Annotated in this window: 13 protein-coding genes; 7 read left to right on the top strand and 6 right to left on the bottom strand. The window is 40.1% G+C overall.

All coding sequences use genetic code 11. From position 1 onward, the window contains the following. Positions 1-161: 161 nt before the first annotated feature. From lpdA to ampD, 6 genes are all read right to left on the bottom strand, one after another. Positions 162-1,589 carry a dihydrolipoyl dehydrogenase gene (gene lpdA / locus AN390_RS00680; RefSeq protein ID WP_055252682.1) on the bottom strand — a complete coding sequence of 476 codons (1,428 nt, stop codon included), beginning with the start codon at positions 1,587-1,589 and terminating at the stop codon, positions 162-164. Positions 1,590-1,764: 175 nt separating this feature from the next. Then, the gene (aceF, locus tag AN390_RS00675; protein WP_055252680.1) at positions 1,765-3,675 is read right to left on the bottom strand and encodes a pyruvate dehydrogenase complex dihydrolipoyllysine-residue acetyltransferase; all 1,911 of its coding nucleotides are present in this window, start codon (positions 3,673-3,675) and stop codon (positions 1,765-1,767) included. Positions 3,676-3,685: 10 nt separating this feature from the next. Continuing rightward, positions 3,686-6,352 carry a pyruvate dehydrogenase (acetyl-transferring), homodimeric type gene (gene aceE / locus AN390_RS00670; RefSeq protein WP_024031395.1) on the bottom strand — a complete coding sequence of 889 codons (2,667 nt, stop codon included), beginning with the start codon at positions 6,350-6,352 and terminating at the stop codon, positions 3,686-3,688. A gap of 90 nt (positions 6,353-6,442) precedes the next feature. After that, a complete protein-coding gene (gene pdhR, locus AN390_RS00665; RefSeq protein ID WP_004588597.1) occupies positions 6,443-7,192 on the bottom strand; it encodes a pyruvate dehydrogenase complex transcriptional repressor PdhR in 750 nt (249 codons plus the stop codon). A 404-nt stretch (positions 7,193-7,596) separates the two neighbouring features. Next, a complete protein-coding gene (gene ampE, locus AN390_RS00660) occupies positions 7,597-8,448 on the bottom strand; it encodes a beta-lactamase regulator AmpE (RefSeq protein ID WP_029773355.1) in 852 nt (283 codons plus the stop codon). Between the two features lie 13 nt (positions 8,449-8,461). Then, positions 8,462-9,016 carry a 1,6-anhydro-N-acetylmuramyl-L-alanine amidase AmpD gene (gene ampD / locus AN390_RS00655; protein ID WP_004588599.1) on the bottom strand — a complete coding sequence of 185 codons (555 nt, stop codon included), beginning with the start codon at positions 9,014-9,016 and terminating at the stop codon, positions 8,462-8,464. A gap of 215 nt (positions 9,017-9,231) precedes the next feature. Between ampD and nadC the strand changes: the two genes are divergently transcribed. From nadC to pilB, 7 genes are all read left to right on the top strand, one after another. Then, complete coding sequence (gene nadC / locus AN390_RS00650; protein WP_055252678.1) at positions 9,232-10,077, top strand: carboxylating nicotinate-nucleotide diphosphorylase; 846 nt, start codon at positions 9,232-9,234, stop codon at positions 10,075-10,077. A gap of 474 nt (positions 10,078-10,551) precedes the next feature. Beyond that, positions 10,552-10,977 (top strand): pilin, encoded by a 426-nt coding sequence (locus tag AN390_RS00645; RefSeq protein ID WP_330218707.1) that lies wholly within the window; start codon positions 10,552-10,554, stop codon positions 10,975-10,977. A 51-nt stretch (positions 10,978-11,028) separates the two neighbouring features. After that, positions 11,029-12,702 (top strand): PglL family O-oligosaccharyltransferase, encoded by a 1,674-nt coding sequence (locus AN390_RS00640; RefSeq protein WP_055252676.1) that lies wholly within the window; start codon positions 11,029-11,031, stop codon positions 12,700-12,702. A 9-nt stretch (positions 12,703-12,711) separates the two neighbouring features. Further along, positions 12,712-13,941 (top strand): type II secretion system F family protein, encoded by a 1,230-nt coding sequence (locus tag AN390_RS00635; protein ID WP_055252674.1) that lies wholly within the window; start codon positions 12,712-12,714, stop codon positions 13,939-13,941. A 138-nt stretch (positions 13,942-14,079) separates the two neighbouring features. After that, positions 14,080-14,982: an A24 family peptidase gene (locus AN390_RS00630; RefSeq protein WP_055252672.1), complete on the top strand. Its 903-nt coding sequence runs from the start codon at positions 14,080-14,082 to the stop codon at positions 14,980-14,982. Position 14,983: 1 nt separating this feature from the next. After that, complete coding sequence (coaE, locus tag AN390_RS00625) at positions 14,984-15,604, top strand: dephospho-CoA kinase (RefSeq protein WP_055252670.1); 621 nt, start codon at positions 14,984-14,986, stop codon at positions 15,602-15,604. A 147-nt stretch (positions 15,605-15,751) separates the two neighbouring features. Beyond that, positions 15,752-17,428, top strand: a complete 1,677-nt coding sequence (gene pilB, locus AN390_RS00620) for a type IV-A pilus assembly ATPase PilB (protein ID WP_055252668.1) — start codon at positions 15,752-15,754, stop codon at positions 17,426-17,428. Positions 17,429-17,463 lie beyond the last annotated feature (35 nt).

Genomic DNA, 17,463 nt, shown 5'->3' with positions numbered 1-17,463 from the left:
CTATCAGCTATCAGCTATCAGCTATCAGCTATCAGCTATCAGCTCAAAATAAAAGACGATACCAACAAAAGCTAGTTTTGTTTTATTTTTTTTAATTGGCGCCTATAAAAACAAAAACCCAGCAAAAGCTGGGTTTTTAAAAGTTAAATTAAAAAGTTAAATTACTTCTTCTTTTTAACTGCTTTTTTGTTTGGTAAATCAGTGATTGAACCTTCAAATACTTCAGCTGCAAGGCCGATAGATTCGTTCAATGTAGGGTGAGCATGAATTGTTAATGCGATATCTTCGCCATCAGCACCCATTTCAATACCTAGGCCGATTTCGCCAAGCATTTCGCCTGCGTTAATACCAACCATAGCACCACCAATGATACGACCACTGTCTTTATCAAAGATTAGTTTAGTTTGACCTTCTGTACGAGCAGATGCGATTGCACGACCTGAAGCAGCCCACGGGAATACCGCAGTTTCAATGCTTAAGCCTTGCTCTTTTGCTTCTTTCTCAGTAACACCTACCCATGCGATTTCTGGGTCAGTGTACGCAATTGAAGGAATACATTTAGGGTCGAAGAAGTGCTTCTGACCAGAGATAACTTCTGCAGCAACATGGCCTTCGTGTACCGCTTTATGCGCAAGCATAGGTTGGCCAACTAAATCACCAATTGCGAAGATGTGGTTTACGTTAGTACGTAATTGCTTATCAACATTAATAAAGCCACGCTCATCAACGTTTACGCCTGCTTTATCTGCATCTAAAAGCTTACCATTTGGCGTACGGCCAACAGCTACAAGTACTTTGTCATAACGTACGGCATCAGCTGGAGCGTTTTTGCCTTCAAATGATACGTATAAGCCATCATCTTTCGCTTCAACGCCAACAACTTTAGTAGAAAGCATAACATTGAATTTTTTGTTTACGTATTTTTGGTAAATCTTGATGATATCTTTATCCGCAGCCGGAACTAACTGGTCTGCAAACTCAACAACATCAATGTCAGAACCCAATGCGCGGTAAACAGTACCCATTTCAAGACCGATAATACCACCGCCTAAAACAAGTAGCTTCTCTGGAATGTCTTTAAGCTCTAATGCGCCCGTTGAATCAATTACACGGTCATCTTCTGGGATGAACGGTAAGCTAACAGGTTTAGAACCCGCAGCAATGATTGCGTTATCAAATGTAATAGTTGTAGTGCCGTCAGCACCTTCAACGTCTAAAGTGTTGCTGCCAGTGAATTTACCGTAGCCATTTACTACTTTAACTTTACGCATCTTAGCCATGCCGTCTAAGCCACCTGTAAGCTGACCAACAACCGACTCTTTCCAAGAGCGAATTTTGTCTAAATCAATTTGCGGAGCGCCAAAAGTAACACCGTGAGATGACATTTCTGCAGCGTCATCAATCACTTTAGCCACGTGTAAAAGTGCTTTTGAAGGAATACAACCAACATTAAGACATACGCCGCCTAATGTTTCACGCGATTCTACTAATGTAACTTCTAAGCCCAAGTCAGCAGCACGGAAAGCCGCAGAGTAACCACCAGGACCACCGCCTAGTACAACAACTTGAGTTTTTAATTCGTTGCTCATGCTATTACCTTAATTGTTTGAACGGGACACAGCCCTAAAATTTAACTGCCATGTTTCTGCATGGGCAGAAAATCAGAGCAATTCACAAATAGTGCAAAGATTGTATCATTGCATATAGTAAAAATCCCAGCTAAAAACAACTGGCTGGGATTTGATTTTGTTCATATTGTAGCGATTACATCACTAACTGACGTATGTCGCTCATGTAGCTAGCAAGCGTTGCTGTAAAGCGTGCAGCTAGAGCACCGTCAATCACACGGTGATCGTACGACATAGAAAGCGGAACCATTAATTTAGGTTCAAAGTCTTTACCATTCCACTTAGGTTTCATTTCAGATTTAGACACACCTAAAATTGCAACCTCTGGTGCATTAACAATCGGCGTAAATGCCGTACCGCCAATACCGCCTAAGCTTGAAATAGTAAAACAGCCGCCTTGCATATCAGATGACGTTAACTTACCTTCACGCGCCTTTTTAGAAATATCCATCAGCTCGCGAGATAGTTCAATAATGCCTTTTTTGTCCACATCTTTAAATACTGGAACAACTAAGCCATTTGGCGTATCTACTGCAACACCAATATTGATGTACTTTTTAAGGATAAGGCTTTCACCGTCTTCAGACAATGACGAGTTAAACGTTGGGAACTCAGCAAGTACTTTCGCTACCGCTTTCATCACAAACACAAGTGGTGTGATTTTAACGCCGAGCTTTTTCTTCTCGCTTAACACGTTTTGTTCTTTACGGAACACTTCAAGGCTGGTGATATCAGCTTCGTCAAACTGTGTAACATGTGGGATTTGCACCCAGTTACGGTGTAGGTTTTTACCCGACAGCTTTTGAATACGCGATAGTTTTTTCTCTTCAATTTCACCAAATTTAGCAAAATCTACTTTCGGCCACGGAATTAAGCCAAGCTCACCACCGCCCGCATTGCCTTTACCAGCAGGTAATTGGCCTGATTCAACTTGCTTAACTAGGTTTTTAACATAGTTTTGCACGTCTTCTTTTACTACGCGGTTTTTACGCCCTGAGCCTTTAACGTTTGCTAAGTTAATACCAAACTCACGCGCTAAGCGGCGAACAACTGGCGATGCATGAGCATATGCGCTGTTGTTTTCAAAGCTTTCGTTGCTTGCTTTAGCCGCAGGTGCAGCTTGAGCTGGCGCAGACTCGGTTTTTGCTGGTGCAGCCGCTGGCTTTTGCTCAGCCGGGGCTGCTGCTTTTGCTGGCGCACTGCCTGCAACTTCAAAAACAAACACAAGTGAGCCAGTTTTGACTTTATCGCCAGCGGCCACTTTAATTTCTTTAACGGTACCAGCAAACGGGGCTGGTACTTCCATTGCCGCTTTGTCGCCTTCAACGTTTAAGATAGATTGCTCTTCTTCAACCGTATCACCAACAGCAATCATGATTTCAGTTACTTCAACTTCATCATCGCCAATATCAGGCACGTTTACTTCTTTTGTGCTTGGCTCGGCGCTTTGAGTAGTCTCTGCTGGCGCAGATTCTTGCTTTGGCGCATCTGATGCAGGTGCACTTGAGCCAGCTACTTCAAAAACAAACACTAAAGAGCCTGTTTTTACTTTGTCGCCTTCGGCTACTTTAATTTCTTTTACAGTACCGGCAAAAGGAGCTGGTACTTCCATAGATGCTTTATCGCCTTCAACACTTAAAATTGACTGCTCTTCATCTACGCTGTCACCAACAGCGACCATGATTTCTGTTACTTCAACTTCGTCGTCACCAATATCTGGTACGGTTACTTCTTTAGTTGAAGAACCTGAAGCTTCTGCAGGTGCAGACGCCTCAGTTTTAGCTGGCGCTTCTGGCTCACTTTGTGAACCTGACGCTTCGCCTTCAAAAATCATGATTAACGACCCTGTTGTTACCGTGTCGCCTTCGCTTACTTTAATTTCTTTGACTGTACCTGCTTGCGCAGCAGGTACTTCCATTGAGGCTTTATCGCCTTCAACGGTTAGTAGCGATTGATCAACATCTACTTTGTCGCCAACGCTTACTAAGATTTCGGTTACTTCTACGTCATCGCCACCGATATCTGGTACATTAATTTCAATACTCATTGCAAACCTCTTATGCGTACAGTGGATTTAGTTTGTTTGTGTCAATGTCGAACTTTTTAATTGCTTCAACAACCACTGACTTTTCAACATCACCACGTTTAGCAAGTTCAGATAACGTAGCAACAACCACGTAGCTTGCATTAACTTCAAAGTGACGACGTAAGTTTTCACGGCTATCAGAGCGTCCGTAACCATCTGTACCAAGCACTTTATAGTTGCTGCTTGGAATAAATGAACGCGCTTGCTCTGCGTAGTTTTTCATGTAGTCGGTCGCAGCAACAGTCACTGAGTCGTTTAATACGCTAGTGATGTATGGCGTTTTTTGCTCGCTTTCTGGGTTAAGCATGTTGAAACGCTCAACGTCTTGACCGTCACGGGTAAGCTCATTGAATGATGTTACTGAGTAAACATCAGAAGCAATACCGTACTCTTCGCTTAAAATGGCTGCAGCTTTGCGCACTTCAGTCATGATAGTACCTGAGCTTAATAACTGTACGTTGGCTTTTTTACCTTCGTAGCTTTCAAGCTTGTAAATACCTTTACGAATACCTTCTTCAGCGCCTTCTGGCATTGCTGGTTGATGGTAGTTTTCGTTCATAAGCGTTAGGTAGTAGTAAATGTTTTCTTGGTTTTCACCGTACATACGACGAATACCATCTTGAATAATTACCGCTACTTCAAATGCGTACGTTGGGTCATAAGAAATACAGTTAGGAACCGTATTTGCAAGAATATGGCTGTGGCCATCTTCGTGCTGTAGACCTTCACCATTTAGCGTAGTACGACCTGCTGTTGCACCTAATAAGAAACCACGTGCTTGCTGGTCACCCGCCATCCATGCCATGTCGCCAACACGCTGGAAACCAAACATAGAGTAGTAAATGTAGAATGGGATCATAGGTAAATCGTTAGTGCTGTAAGATGTTGCAGCAGCTACCCATGACGACATTGCACCTAGCTCGTTAATACCCTCTTGAAGTACTTGGCCTGATGTAGCTTCTTTGTAGTAAGAAACAATATCGCGGTCTTGAGGGGTGTAGTTTTGGCCATGTGGATTGTAAATACCGATTTGACGGAATAAACCTTCCATACCAAATGTACGTGCTTCATCAGCAATAATTGGCACAATGTTTTTGCCAATGCCTTTGTCTTTTAGTAACACGTTAAGTGCACGTACAAAGCCCATTGTGGTAGAAATATCACGTTTTTGCTCTTCAAGTAGCGGCTTAAATGCGTCTACTTCTGGCAGTTTTAGCTCTTCAGTAAATTTAGGAATACGTGTAGGTGTGTAACCTTTAAGTGCATCACGGCGTGCGTGTAAGTACTTGTATTCTTCCGAACCTTCTTCAAGCGTTAAGTATGGAAGATCTTTAATTTGCTCTTCTGATACTAAATCTTGTAGGCCTAAACGGTCACGTAAGTGTTCAACATGGCTCATGTCCATTTTTTTCACTTGGTGCGCAATGTTTTTACCTTCAGCCGCTTCACCCATGCCGTAACCTTTTACAGTTTTAGCAAGAATCACGGTAGGACGGTCGTTGGTTTGCTCAGCTTTTTTAAATGCAGCATACAGTTTTGATGGCTCATGACCACCACGCTTAAGCGCAAAAATTTCGTCATCAGTCATATCTGCAACAAGTGCAGCTGTTTCTGGATAACGGCCAAAGAAATGCTCACGTACGTACGCGCCGTCTTTGGCTTTATATGTTTGGTAATCACCATCAATTGTTTCGTTCATCAATTGTAGTAATTTACCTGATGTATCTTTAGCTAGCAGAATATCCCATCCGCTGCCCCATACAACTTTAATTACGTTCCAACCAGCGCCTTTAAATAGGCCTTCTAGTTCTTGAATAATTTTACCGTTACCCATTACTGGGCCATCTAAACGCTGTAAGTTACAGTTAATTAAGTAACATAGGTTGTCTAGCTTTTCACGTGCAGCAAAAGAGATTGCGCCGCGTGATTCTGGCTCATCCATTTCACCGTCACCTAAAAACGCGTATACACGTTGGTTTTTAGTGTCTTTTAAGCCACGGCCATCTAGGTATTTTAAAAAGCGTGCTTGGTAAATAGACGCAATTGGACCTAAGCCCATAGATACCGTTGGGAACTGCCAAAATTCAGGCATTAATTTAGGATGCGGGTATGATGGTAAACCTTTGCCATCTACTTCTTGACGGAAGTTATCAAGCTGCTCAGCCGTAAGACGTCCTTCAACAAATGCACGCGCATAAATACCCGGAGAAATATGACCTTGGTAGTAAACTAAGTCACCGCCGTCTACCTCATTTGGCGCTTTGAAAAAGTGGTTAAAACACACTTCATAAAACGCAGCTGATGATTGGTAAGACGCCATATGGCCGCCTAAGTCGAGATCTTTTTTCGATGCACGTAATACAATCATGATTGCATTCCAACGAATAATCGAACGAATACGACGCTCAAGGTTTACATCCCCTGGGTACGCCGGTTCTTGATCTACTGGAATAGTATTAACGTAGTTAGTTGTTGTGCCAGTTGGCATATCAACGCCGTCTAAACGGGCTTGCTCTAACACTTGCTCAAGTAAATACTGAGCTCGTTCAACACCTTCTTCGCGCACAACTGATTCAAGAGCTTGTAACCACTCTTGTGTTTCTAGCGCGTCTACGTCAATTTTATTGACTTCAGACATATGGAGGTTTCCTTATGTTTAAAATACGAATGTTGTTAATTTAATACCACGTATACCTAATTTAGTGTGTTCTAAGTACAGCGTATTAGCTTAATTTTGTTTTGTGCGTCTTAAACTACGTTCAATTCGCGAATGCTCTTTACCCGCTTCAAGTAATGCTTCTTCAATAAAGGCTAAATGGGCATTACTTGCTAGTCGGGCTTGTTCTGGATTACCCTCAATTACGGCATCCATTAATAAGCGCCGGTGCTGGGCTAATTGATTGCTAATATCTGGTTTTTTTAATAAAACCGTTAAGTTTTGCAATACATTTTGCTCCAGTAGCGCTTGCATGCCTCGCACTAAGTGAAGTAAAACCACGTTGTGTGAGGCTTCGGCTACACTAAAGTGAAACGCATTAATTGCTTTGGCTTTTAATTGTAAATCGTTATTAACTTGAGCAATTTTATCAAAGCTTTGTTTAACCTTGGTAAAATCGGTGCTGGTACCACGAAGCGCCGCATAATATGCAGCAATCCCTTCAAGTGCATGACGAAATTCAAGTAAATCGAACTGTGATTCAGGATGCTTACTGATCAAATCAAACAGCGGATCAGTGAGTCCTTCTTCAAGCTGATTTTTTACAAACGTGCCACCGCCTTGCCTGCGAGTGACCAATCCTTTTGCTTCTAGCTTTTGGATAGCTTCACGCAGTGAGGGGCGAGACACCTCAAACTGTTTTGCTAGTTCGCGCTCTGGCGGCAGTTTTTCACCTGGCGCTAATGAGCCCTCAAGAATCATATTCTCAAGTTGCTGTAAAATAACATCAGATAATTTTGCTGCTTTAATCTTTAAAGACATTAATCAACGTCCACGTTGCATAAATACTAAAAAGCCTAATTTTTAAGGCCTAGAGCTTGACGATTTACCCAAACGGTAAATTGGTCATACCAAAAATTTTCAATAAGGTATCAAAAAGGCAAATAACTGTCAATTTACAGGTTATTTGAGCAATTAGAGTAGCGTAACGCATTTTGAACGAAGTTCAAACAATGCACAATTGAGGTTGTTTTATTCAAACGTTAACAAGATGAAAATAAATGGTCTGACCAGAGTGAGTTAGAATATTAACTCTAGTTGAATTTATTGAATAAATTAATTTTTGAATTAGAGAAAGCCCTTGCAGCGGGTTTACCCCGCGACCAACACCCTCACCGCGATACTCACCCTAAGTGCGGCGTACATTGCGCGATGTAAAATCGCGACTACGATAAACCGCCAAATAAAGTAAGCAGTGCAATCAGTACTAAATAAAAAAGCACGTTGCGTTTAACTAATTTAATCATACAAGTAGCTTCAATAGCACATCCGTAATAACGCTGTTCTACTTGTTCAGCCGCAAGCGCTGTAAACGTAACTACTTTGCGGTTTGGCGTTTTAAAATCCAATACATAATGCAACCAGCAGCTTGTACCTTTATTAAAGTTACCAATAACTAAGTAACCAAAGCTTGCAACACGCGCTGGTAGCCAATCTAGCCAAAATAATAATTTGTGCAGCAGCGTAAAACGATTTGCAAACACCACTTTATGGTTTTCTTTAACTAAATCGGCCAACGTACGCACTATTGCATACAACACGGCTCCTGGGGCGCCAAGCATTACAAACCAAAAAATAACGGCGCAATAAAATCTAAAATTAATCCACGCTAAGGTTTGCCCAAATGTTTCTCCGCCCTCTTCATCCTCTAGGTGTTTTTGCCCCATTTGTAGTGCGTATAATGAGGCCGCGGTTTTATCATCCCGCGTTAGTGCATTTAAATACGACTTATATAAAGCGCGGTGCTTAGCACAACCAAAACAAACCAATAAAACCGCAACATTTATAGCTAATTGCCATAGTACAAAGTCAGAGAGTACATATATAAGCGCAACAGCCACTACCGGCAAAAGTAACCAAATTAAAAAGCCAATTGCCGAGCTAAACAATCCGTTTTCACTAAGTAATTTACCCGAGCGATTTAAATAACCATTAACGTAATGGCTTATTTGCCAATACTGTGAGCGCGCACCTAAACGCTCAAGTATTAGTGCAATAATTATAGAAACTAAAATCATGATAGCGACTCACTTAATTTGCTTGTTCTAGCCTGCTTATATAAGCAGGCCAATTAAAACTTTCCCCAGGGTCGGTTTTTCGCCCAGGTGCTATATCGCAATGCCCTACTACTCTCTTAGTAGTTATAAGCGGGTAACGGGTCATAATTGCCTTTGTTAGATTATGTAAGCTGGTGTACTGCGCCTGAGTGTAAGGTGTGGTATCTGTACCTTCAAGCTCAATACCTATACTAAAGTTATTACATGCGCTTTGCCCTTCATATTCAGATTGTCCGGCATGCCACGCGCGTTTATTAAATGGCACATATTGAATAATCTCGCCAGTACGTTTTATAAAACAGTGGGCTGACACTCTAAGACCATTTAAATCACAAAAACTGGGGTGTGCATTACAGTCAATCTCACCCATAAACAGTGCATCAACGTATTCGGTGCCAAATTGCCCAGCCGGCAAGGAGATATTATGAATTACCAACAGCGAAATATCGGTATTTTCAGGGCGCTCATCAAAATGCGTACAGGGCCGCTGCGTTATATTAGCGGCAACTCCGCTTGAATCTATCTGCATTATTTTAATACCACGGTATACATAAACTTGATGCTAAAGGATTTATATAAAGAATGATAGCCATTGCGGTTAGCTAACATTCAACAGGTAGCATAACTTTTAGCAGCCATGCTATATATGTAGGTGTAATAAACCCCGCCCATTTAAAAGCGCTTCTATTAGTTATTTAAACATAGTAAAATTTGCTTAATTTATTAACACTTATGAGCCTTCATATGTCAATTTCGCACACGCTTATTACTCAACTTGTCACCCTCGCCTTAGATGAAGATCTAAATTATCAATCTGCACAAGACGGCGACATTACCGCGCAGCTTATCCCAAAAAACGAGCACGCAAATGCTAAAGTAATTACCCGCGAAGACTGCGTTTTTTGCGGTAAAGACATCATAATAGAAGTGTTTAAGCAAGTAGATCCAAGCGTTGAAGTAAACGTATTAGTAAATGATGGCGATTTTGTGCCAGCAAATAGCACCTTATTTACAGCTAAAGGTTCTGCCCGCGCTATTTTAACTGCAGAGCGTACCGCACTTAATTTTGTACAAACGCTTTCGGGTACCGCAACCACAACTGCAAATTATGTAAAAGAGCTTAGCGGCACCACAACCCAGCTGCTCGATACCCGTAAAACAATACCAGGACTCAGGCTACTTCAAAAATACGCTGTAAAATGCGGCGGCGGTGCAAATCATCGTATAGGCTTATTTGATGCGTTTTTAATTAAAGAAAACCACATAGCAGCATGTGGCGGTATTGATAAAGCAGTCGCACAAGCCAAGCAAAACCACCCTACAAAACCCGTAGAAGTAGAGGTTGAGTCGTTAAATGAACTTGAGCAAGCCATTAATGCAGGCGCCGATATAATCATGCTCGACAATTTTAGCGTTGAACAAATTCAGCAAGCTGTGGTCACTACTAATAAGCGCGCTAAATTGGAAGTTTCTGGTAATATGACGCTAGAAACGCTTAAAACTTACTCGCAGGCAGGTGTCGACTTTATATCCAGCGGTGCACTTACAAAAAATTTACAATCAATCGATTTATCGATGCGTTTTGTATAATTTTAACGCTACACTTAAATTACAATAGCGCTAATTGATTGACAAAATAAGTAAAAAGGCATTTAATAACCCAAAAGGCTTAATTTGTAACAACTTGTTAAATAAAGTCGATTTTTGAATAAACTATAAGTGCTTTAAGCATAAAAAAAGTGTTAGACTAAACCTGTTGTATTACTTTCTTGAGAAATATAGTAATAAGTAACTACTTTTTGTTTTAATCTTCAAAAAATACCGAAAAGATTAAAGCAAATGGTCAGTATGTTTCCTATATTTAGTCTACTTTGTGTTTAGGTAGTCTGTACAAGTTGCAACATAATGAACTCACATTTAGCTTTTGTGTTTCATACCTAAGGCTAAAAGTACGTGAAAATTTATTTTTAAGTAAATCTGTAAAGTTAATCAGGTAAATTAAGCTTGGCACTTTCGCCACTAGCCTGACTACCTTACAAAACATTATCCTTTAGGAGAGGAAACATGAAAACAATGACTCAAAAACAACAGGGTTTCACCCTAATCGAATTAATGATTGTTGTAGCAATCATCGGTATTCTTGCTGCAGTGGCATTGCCTGCTTATCAAAACTACACATCTAAATCACAAGTTACAGCTTGTCTAGCAGAAATTTCACCTGGTAAAACTGCTTTTGAAATAAAAATGAATGAGGGCAGCATTTCAGGCACTCTTGCTGCTGGTGACTTAGGTATAAATAATAAGGCTTGTTCATCTGTGGAAATAACTGCTGACTCTGCTGATGGTTCAGGTACGGGTAGTATTGAAGGCACTGTTGCAGGCGGTCCTGCAGTAAACGGTAAAACAGTAACATTGTCTCGCTCTACAGCTGGCGAGTGGACTTGTTCATCTGACGCTGATGCAGAACACAAACCTACTAATTGCTCTTAATTTTAAAACCTAAAGAGCGCTTCATGCGCTCTTTTTACTAGGCCTTTCAACTTGTTCATTATAAATAAAACAGCTTTACTATTTGCCCCGTTTCTACTTTTTTCTATTTTTTTTTACATCCCCAACGTCGGTGGTTTTGGCTTTTCACTCCCTTTTAATTCATTTGCTTTACTTTCATTAACCTGGGCACTATTAATTGTTGTTTATCAATCAATAAAAAGCAACCACCCCATCAAATCAGATCGCTTTTTAGCCGTCTCATTTGTCATTTTTACATTGCTTTTACTCCCTTTAATGTGGAGTAAGCAAGTTCAGCTTTACTCAGCTTTGCCTAGACTTATTTTTATCATTTTAGGCTTACACACGTATTTTTGTTTATTACAGATTAAAAATAGAAAAAAGTTCAATGAATCTTTTTTATATTTAATTTGTTTTTCTACATTATTGAGTGCTTGTTTTGCCCTTTATCAGTTCTACTTAATGACAGCCAATAGTTACTTTGCAATAAAAATTGAATACGTCCGCCCTGTGGGGATTTTTCAGCAAGTGAATGTATTAGCAAGCTATACTGCTACAGGCATAGCCATTTCGCTTTACCTACTCACAAGGTCAAAACAAAAAAGTTTTAAAAACTTTTTATACCTTTGTGTATTTGTAAATAGTTGGGCTTTATTTTTAACTCAATCCAGAACTGGATTTTTGGCTTATGGCGTTATTATTTGTTGGTATATATTTTTCATACTGAAAGAAAGAGAAATAAGAACTCTTCTAACTCTTATTTCATGCATTTTAGCAAGCTTCGTAATGGCGAAGACCATCCCCTATAGTACTGGCAATGAACACGTAACGAAAAAAGAGATATTTAGTAGCCCTAATGAGAGGTTACACATTTACCAAGATAGTTTGGAGGCATTTTTAGAAAAACCCATTTTTGGTCATGGTTACGGCAGCTTTCACCGAGTCATAACAGATCTCTCGGCCACAAAGGCAGCCGACAGAAACAATATTAATATAGGAAAAAGAATAACTCATCCTCACAACGAACTTATTTTATGGTTAGTTGAAGGGGGTATTATCACTGCACTTGCTATTATTTTATTATTCTATTATTTATGCTCTACCATTTATAGTAGTAATTCCAAAAATAAATTCGGACTTTTCCTCCTCGTTACTCCGATTTTACTGCACTGCAACACTGAGCACCCTTTCTATCAATCATTCATACATTTTTTTGTTTTAATCTTCTTATTATTTTACATAACTAAGGCATGTAACGTAAATGAAAGTACTATTCAAATAAACCTAAGCTTATTGAAAATTGCTAATCTACTCATTGCGGTTTTTATCACTCTTTTCACACTAACAGCGATACAATCTAGCATCGTATTAAGGCACTATATTTACAGTGAACCTAACAACCACTTACTGCTATCAAAAACGTTAAACCCTTTCATTGAATATAAGTTTAAGGAAATACAAATCAACACTTTAAAGCTTGAAGTTGCAATTCGGAACCAAAACTACGCTGAGATAAATAGCTTTTTAAATTGGTCAGAAGAGTTCCTGCAAGTTTACCCTAGTGACTATATTTACTTTGAGAGAATAAGAGCGTTAATATCCCTTGGGTTAAAAGAGCACGCAAAAGCTGAAAGAAAGCTGGCTAAAACTTTATACCCTCAAAATACCTCATGGGACAAAGGGGTATGGGAAGCTCCCTTAAAATAAGAGAACTTTATGGCAAAACAACCTGAAAATAAAAACTTAGACACTTTCCAGTGGGTAGGCGTAAGCGCACGAGGAAAAAAGCTTGAAGGAGAGCTAACAGGCTCTAGTGTTGCTCTTGTGAAAGCTCAGCTTAGAAAACAAGGCATTACTCCATCAAAAGTTAAGCGTAAGCCTAAGCCGTTATTTGGTATTCAAAGTGTTCAAAAAATTACGCCTAAAGATATTGCTTTAGTTACACGCCAAATAGCAACCATGTTAATGGCCGGCGTTCCATTAATTCAAGCTATTGAAATGATAGGCACAGGCTCTACTAATAAAAGTGTTGCCAAATTAATGGAAACTATTGGTGATGAAGTAAAAGCAGGTCAGCCATTATCACAAGCTCTTAGAAAACATCCTCGCTATTTTGATGATTTGTATTGTGATTTAGTGGCATCGGGCGAGCAATCGGGTGCGCTTGATAAAATATTTGACCGGGTAGCTTTATACAAAGAAAAATCAGAAGCGCTTAAATCAAAAATAAAAAAAGCCATGTTTTACCCTATCGCGGTTTTAGTGGTTGCGCTTATAGTTACCTCAATACTTTTGATTTTTGTAGTACCCCAATTCCAAGATATTTTTAATGGCTTTGGCGCACAACTACCTGCCTTTACCTTATTTGTTATTGGTATATCTGAATTTATGCAAGAATATTGGTGGGTGATTTTAATAGCCATTGTTGGCTTTGGTTACGCATTTAAAGAAGCCAAACTCAGAAGTTTAAAACTTAGAGATGCAACCGACAGGGCTATATTAAAACTCCCTATAATTGGTATGATTTTAAATAAAGCGGCTGTTGCAAGATATGCTCGTACGCTTTCGACCACCTTTGCTGCGGGTGTACCACTTGTTGATGCACTGGACTCTGCGGCAGGTGCGTCCGGTAATGCTGTGTACCGCTATGCTATTTTAGATATTAAAGCAGAGGTGAGCTCGGGTAATCAAATGAACTGGGCGATGCGTAACTCTAAAATATTCCCCGATATGGTTATTCAAATGGTAGCCATTGGTGAAGAGTCTGGCTCGTTAGATGGTATGCTAGCCAAAGTAGCAACCATTTACGAGCAAGAGGTTGATGATGCAGTTGATGGCTTATCTAGCTTATTAGAGCCGCTTATTATGGCAGTGCTGGGTGTCCTCGTCGGTGGCTTAATTGTTGCCATGTACTTGCCAATTTTCCAGTTAGGCTCTGTAATTTAAAAACATAGCTGTAAGCTGTAAGCTGTAAGCAAAATTTCAAACGCTAATTAATAGCTTGCAAGATAAAATGAATAGTAAAAGCTATTCAACTCAGCGAAATAAAATTGGCCTATAAATGGCCTGAAGTTAGGTATTTTAATGGAAAATCTTTTTCTTGATATAACCACTGCGATGCAAAGTCAGCAGTGGTTTTATTTAACCACGGTTGGCTTAATTAGTTTATGTGTAGGTAGTTTTTTAAATGTAGTTATTTATCGCCTGCCGTTAATGATGCAGCGAGAATGGCAAAGTGAATGTAGATTATTATTAGAAGATGAACTAACAGCCAAACCTACACAAGCCAGTAACAGTGAGCCATTTAATTTAGTAAAACCTAATTCTACCTGCCCTAAATGCAAAACCGCGATTAAGCCTTGGCAAAATATTCCTATTATTAGTTGGATTATGCTTAAAGGTAAATGTGCTAATTGCAGTAACCCAATATCAGCGCGTTACCCAATAGTTGAAGCCATTACCGCGCTATTAAGTTTAGTTATTGCCTACACTTTTGGGGCTACTGAGCACGCCTTTTTATATATTTTTGTAACCTGGATTTTAGTGGCGCTCACCTTTATTGATATTGACCACATGCTACTGCCCGATCAGCTCACTTTACCTTTAGTATGGCTTGCGCTTATAGCCGCTGTAATGGGTATAACAATAAGCCCAAGCGAAGCAATAGTAGGGGCAGCCTGCGGCTATTTAAGCCTGTGGAGTGTATTTTGGCTATTTAAGCTATTAACCGGTAAAGAAGGCATGGGCTATGGCGATTTTAAGTTACTGGCCGTGTTTGGCGCACTGCTTGGCTGGCAGTCGCTATTAACCATTATTTTGCTTTCAAGTGTGGTGGGCGCCATTATTGGTATTGCCCTTTTAAGTATTCAAGGTAAAGACAAAGCAACACCCATTCCATTTGGCCCCTACTTAGCTATCGCGGGTTGGATAACACTGCTGTGGGGCGCTCAAATTCAAGCTGCGTATTTTAATTTAATTGGTTATTAGTATGAATAAGCCAGCAACTAAAATAAACAATTGGGTATTGGGTTTAACAGGCGGTATTGGCTGCGGTAAAACGGCTGTTAGTAATATGTTTGAAGAACTGGGTATTTGCGTTGTTGATGCCGATATTATTGCCCGCCAAGTAGTGGCCCCTAATAGCACAGGGCTAAATGCAATTATTGAACACTTTGGCGAGGGTATTTTACTACCCGATGGCACATTAAACAGAGCAGTACTGCGCACTAAAATATTTACCAACAATGATGATAAAGAGTGGCTTAACGCACTATTACACCCGCTTATTCGGGAGAAAATACTCACCGATTTAAATAATGCAACCAGTGCTTATGTTGTATTGGTTGCACCATTATTGTTTGAAAATAAACTTAACAAATACTGCAACCGTACTTTATTAATTGATGTACCACAGCCGGTGCAGATTGAACGTACTATAAAACGCGACAATATTAGCCTTGAGCAGGTAAATAGCATTATAGCGTCACAAATGCCACGTGAAGAAAAACAACAAAAAGCCGATGATATTCTAAATAATGACCGCGATTTATCACTTGTTCATGCAGAACTTGTTGTTCTTCATAAAAATTACCTACAATATGCAGTATAAAATACAACTAATGCCCCTTAATGCGGTCATAACAACATAAACTTGTAATTTGGTTAGCAAAATAAGGTGTTGATAAGCACAGCGAATTTAATCACCTGCTTTTTTCTGATAAATTGTTAACTATTGAAGGACTAAAATAGGTGCGCAATGAATATTAACTCACCGTTATTGAGAAAATTTATAACGCTTGGCCGCATTGATGCCGATACCGTAAAAGCAAAACAGCAAGAGTTTGCCTCAACCGCTGAGCTTATATCTAAATGTGGAAAAATTGACAGCAACGACTTAGCTGAACAATGTATAGACTTATTTCGCGTACCGTATTTTGATTTAAAAGACTTCGACCCTGCACAAATCCCCGAAGACTTAATCAAAGAAAAACTAATACGTAAACACCACATTTTACCGTTGGTTCAAAAAGGCAGAAAAGTATACATTGCCGCCTCAGATCCAACTGACTACGGTGCCTTTGAGAACTTTGAATTTAGCACCGGCTTATCGTGCGAAATAGTCGTGGTTGACTATATTCAGCTAGATAACAAAATTGAGCAACTACTTGATGCTGCAGGCAGCTTAGATTTAAGCGCCGATGAATTTAAAGAGTTTGCCGACTTAGATACTGAAGGCCCTAAAGAAACCACACCTAAAGATGATGATAAAGACGATGCGCCAATCATTGTTTATATCAATAAAATTTTAATGGATGCCATTAAAAAAGGCGCTTCTGATTTACACTTTGAACCTTACGAGCACAAATACCGTATTCGCTTTCGTATTGATGGTATTTTGCATGAAGTTGCCAACCCGCCCAATACCTTAGCAAGTAAGCTATCGGCGCGTATCAAAGTAATGTCGAGGCTCGATATTGCTGAAAAACGTAAACCACAAGATGGCCGTATTAAATTAAAAATTACCGAGCGTAAAAGCATCGATTTTCGTGTAAGTACTATGCCTACGTTGTGGGGCGAAAAAATAGTAATGCGTATTCTTGATTCATCAAGCGCTATGCTAGGTATTGACGTATTAGGTTACGAAGAGGATCAAAAAAAGCTCTACATGGATGCGCTTGGGCAACCGCAAGGCATGATACTAGTTACCGGCCCAACGGGCTCTGGTAAAACCGTATCGCTTTATACAGGTTTAAATATACTTAACCAGCCAGAGCGTAACATTAGTACCGCCGAGGATCCGGTTGAGATAAACCTTGAAGGGGTTAACCAAGTACAAATTAACCCTAAAGCCGAAATGACCTTTGCTAACGCCCTGCGTGCATTTTTACGTCAAGATCCAGATGTAGTGATGGTAGGTGAAATACGTGACCTAGAAACCGCAGAAATTTCAATTAAAGCGGCGCAAACGGGTCACTTAGTGTTATCTACACTACATACCAACTCAGCGCCCGAAACCATAACTCGTTTATTAAATATGGGCGTGCCTGCGTATAACGTGGCAAGCTCTATAAGTTTGATTATTGCCCAGCGCTTAGCTAGGCGTTTATGCCCTAAGTGTAAAACCCCTGAAACACTGCCAGCAGAGGAGTTGGCTCGTCAAGGATTTAGCACAACACAAATTGAAGATATGACACTATACGCACCCAAAGGCTGCGAAAATTGCACCGATGGTTACAAAGGCCGAGTGGGTATTTACGAAGTAATGCAAATTACCCCTGAAATTGCACAAATTATTATGCGCGGTGGCAACTCGCTCGAAATCGCAGAGGTATCGCTACAAGCTGGGTTTAATAACTTGCGATTATCGGGTTTACGAAAAGCCGCCGATGGTTTAACGTCTCTGGCTGAAATTAATCGCGTAACCAATATGTAAAAGTGATAGCCCTATTTAGGGCTAAAACACATTGT

The organism is Pseudoalteromonas sp. P1-11 (assembly GCF_001399995.1).
In the GTDB taxonomy this organism is placed as follows: Bacteria; Pseudomonadota; Gammaproteobacteria; order Enterobacterales; family Alteromonadaceae; genus Pseudoalteromonas; species Pseudoalteromonas atlantica.
Note: the sequence above shows the minus strand (reverse complement) of the source record. Positions and strands in the feature narration are given on the sequence as shown.

Excerpts from the sequence above, each read along its gene's own strand:
- lpdA (WP_055252682.1), bottom strand. The coding sequence starts at position 1,589 with ATGAGCAACGAATTAAAAACTCAAGTTGTTGTACTAGGCGGTGGTCCT.
- aceF (WP_055252680.1), bottom strand. The coding sequence starts at position 3,675 with ATGAGTATTGAAATTAATGTACCAGATATCGGTGGCGATGACGTAGAA.
- aceE (WP_024031395.1), bottom strand. The coding sequence starts at position 6,352 with ATGTCTGAAGTCAATAAAATTGACGTAGACGCGCTAGAAACACAAGAG.
- pdhR (WP_004588597.1), bottom strand. The coding sequence starts at position 7,192 with ATGTCTTTAAAGATTAAAGCAGCAAAATTATCTGATGTTATTTTACAG.
- ampE (WP_029773355.1), bottom strand. The coding sequence starts at position 8,448 with ATGATTTTAGTTTCTATAATTATTGCACTAATACTTGAGCGTTTAGGT.
- ampD (WP_004588599.1), bottom strand. The coding sequence starts at position 9,016 with ATGCAGATAGATTCAAGCGGAGTTGCCGCTAATATAACGCAGCGGCCC.
- nadC (WP_055252678.1), top strand. The coding sequence starts at position 9,232 with ATGTCAATTTCGCACACGCTTATTACTCAACTTGTCACCCTCGCCTTA.
- AN390_RS00645 (WP_330218707.1), top strand. The coding sequence starts at position 10,552 with ATGAAAACAATGACTCAAAAACAACAGGGTTTCACCCTAATCGAATTA.
- AN390_RS00635 (WP_055252674.1), top strand. The coding sequence starts at position 12,712 with ATGGCAAAACAACCTGAAAATAAAAACTTAGACACTTTCCAGTGGGTA.
- AN390_RS00630 (WP_055252672.1), top strand. The coding sequence starts at position 14,080 with ATGGAAAATCTTTTTCTTGATATAACCACTGCGATGCAAAGTCAGCAG.
- coaE (WP_055252670.1), top strand. The coding sequence starts at position 14,984 with ATGAATAAGCCAGCAACTAAAATAAACAATTGGGTATTGGGTTTAACA.
- pilB (WP_055252668.1), top strand. The coding sequence starts at position 15,752 with ATGAATATTAACTCACCGTTATTGAGAAAATTTATAACGCTTGGCCGC.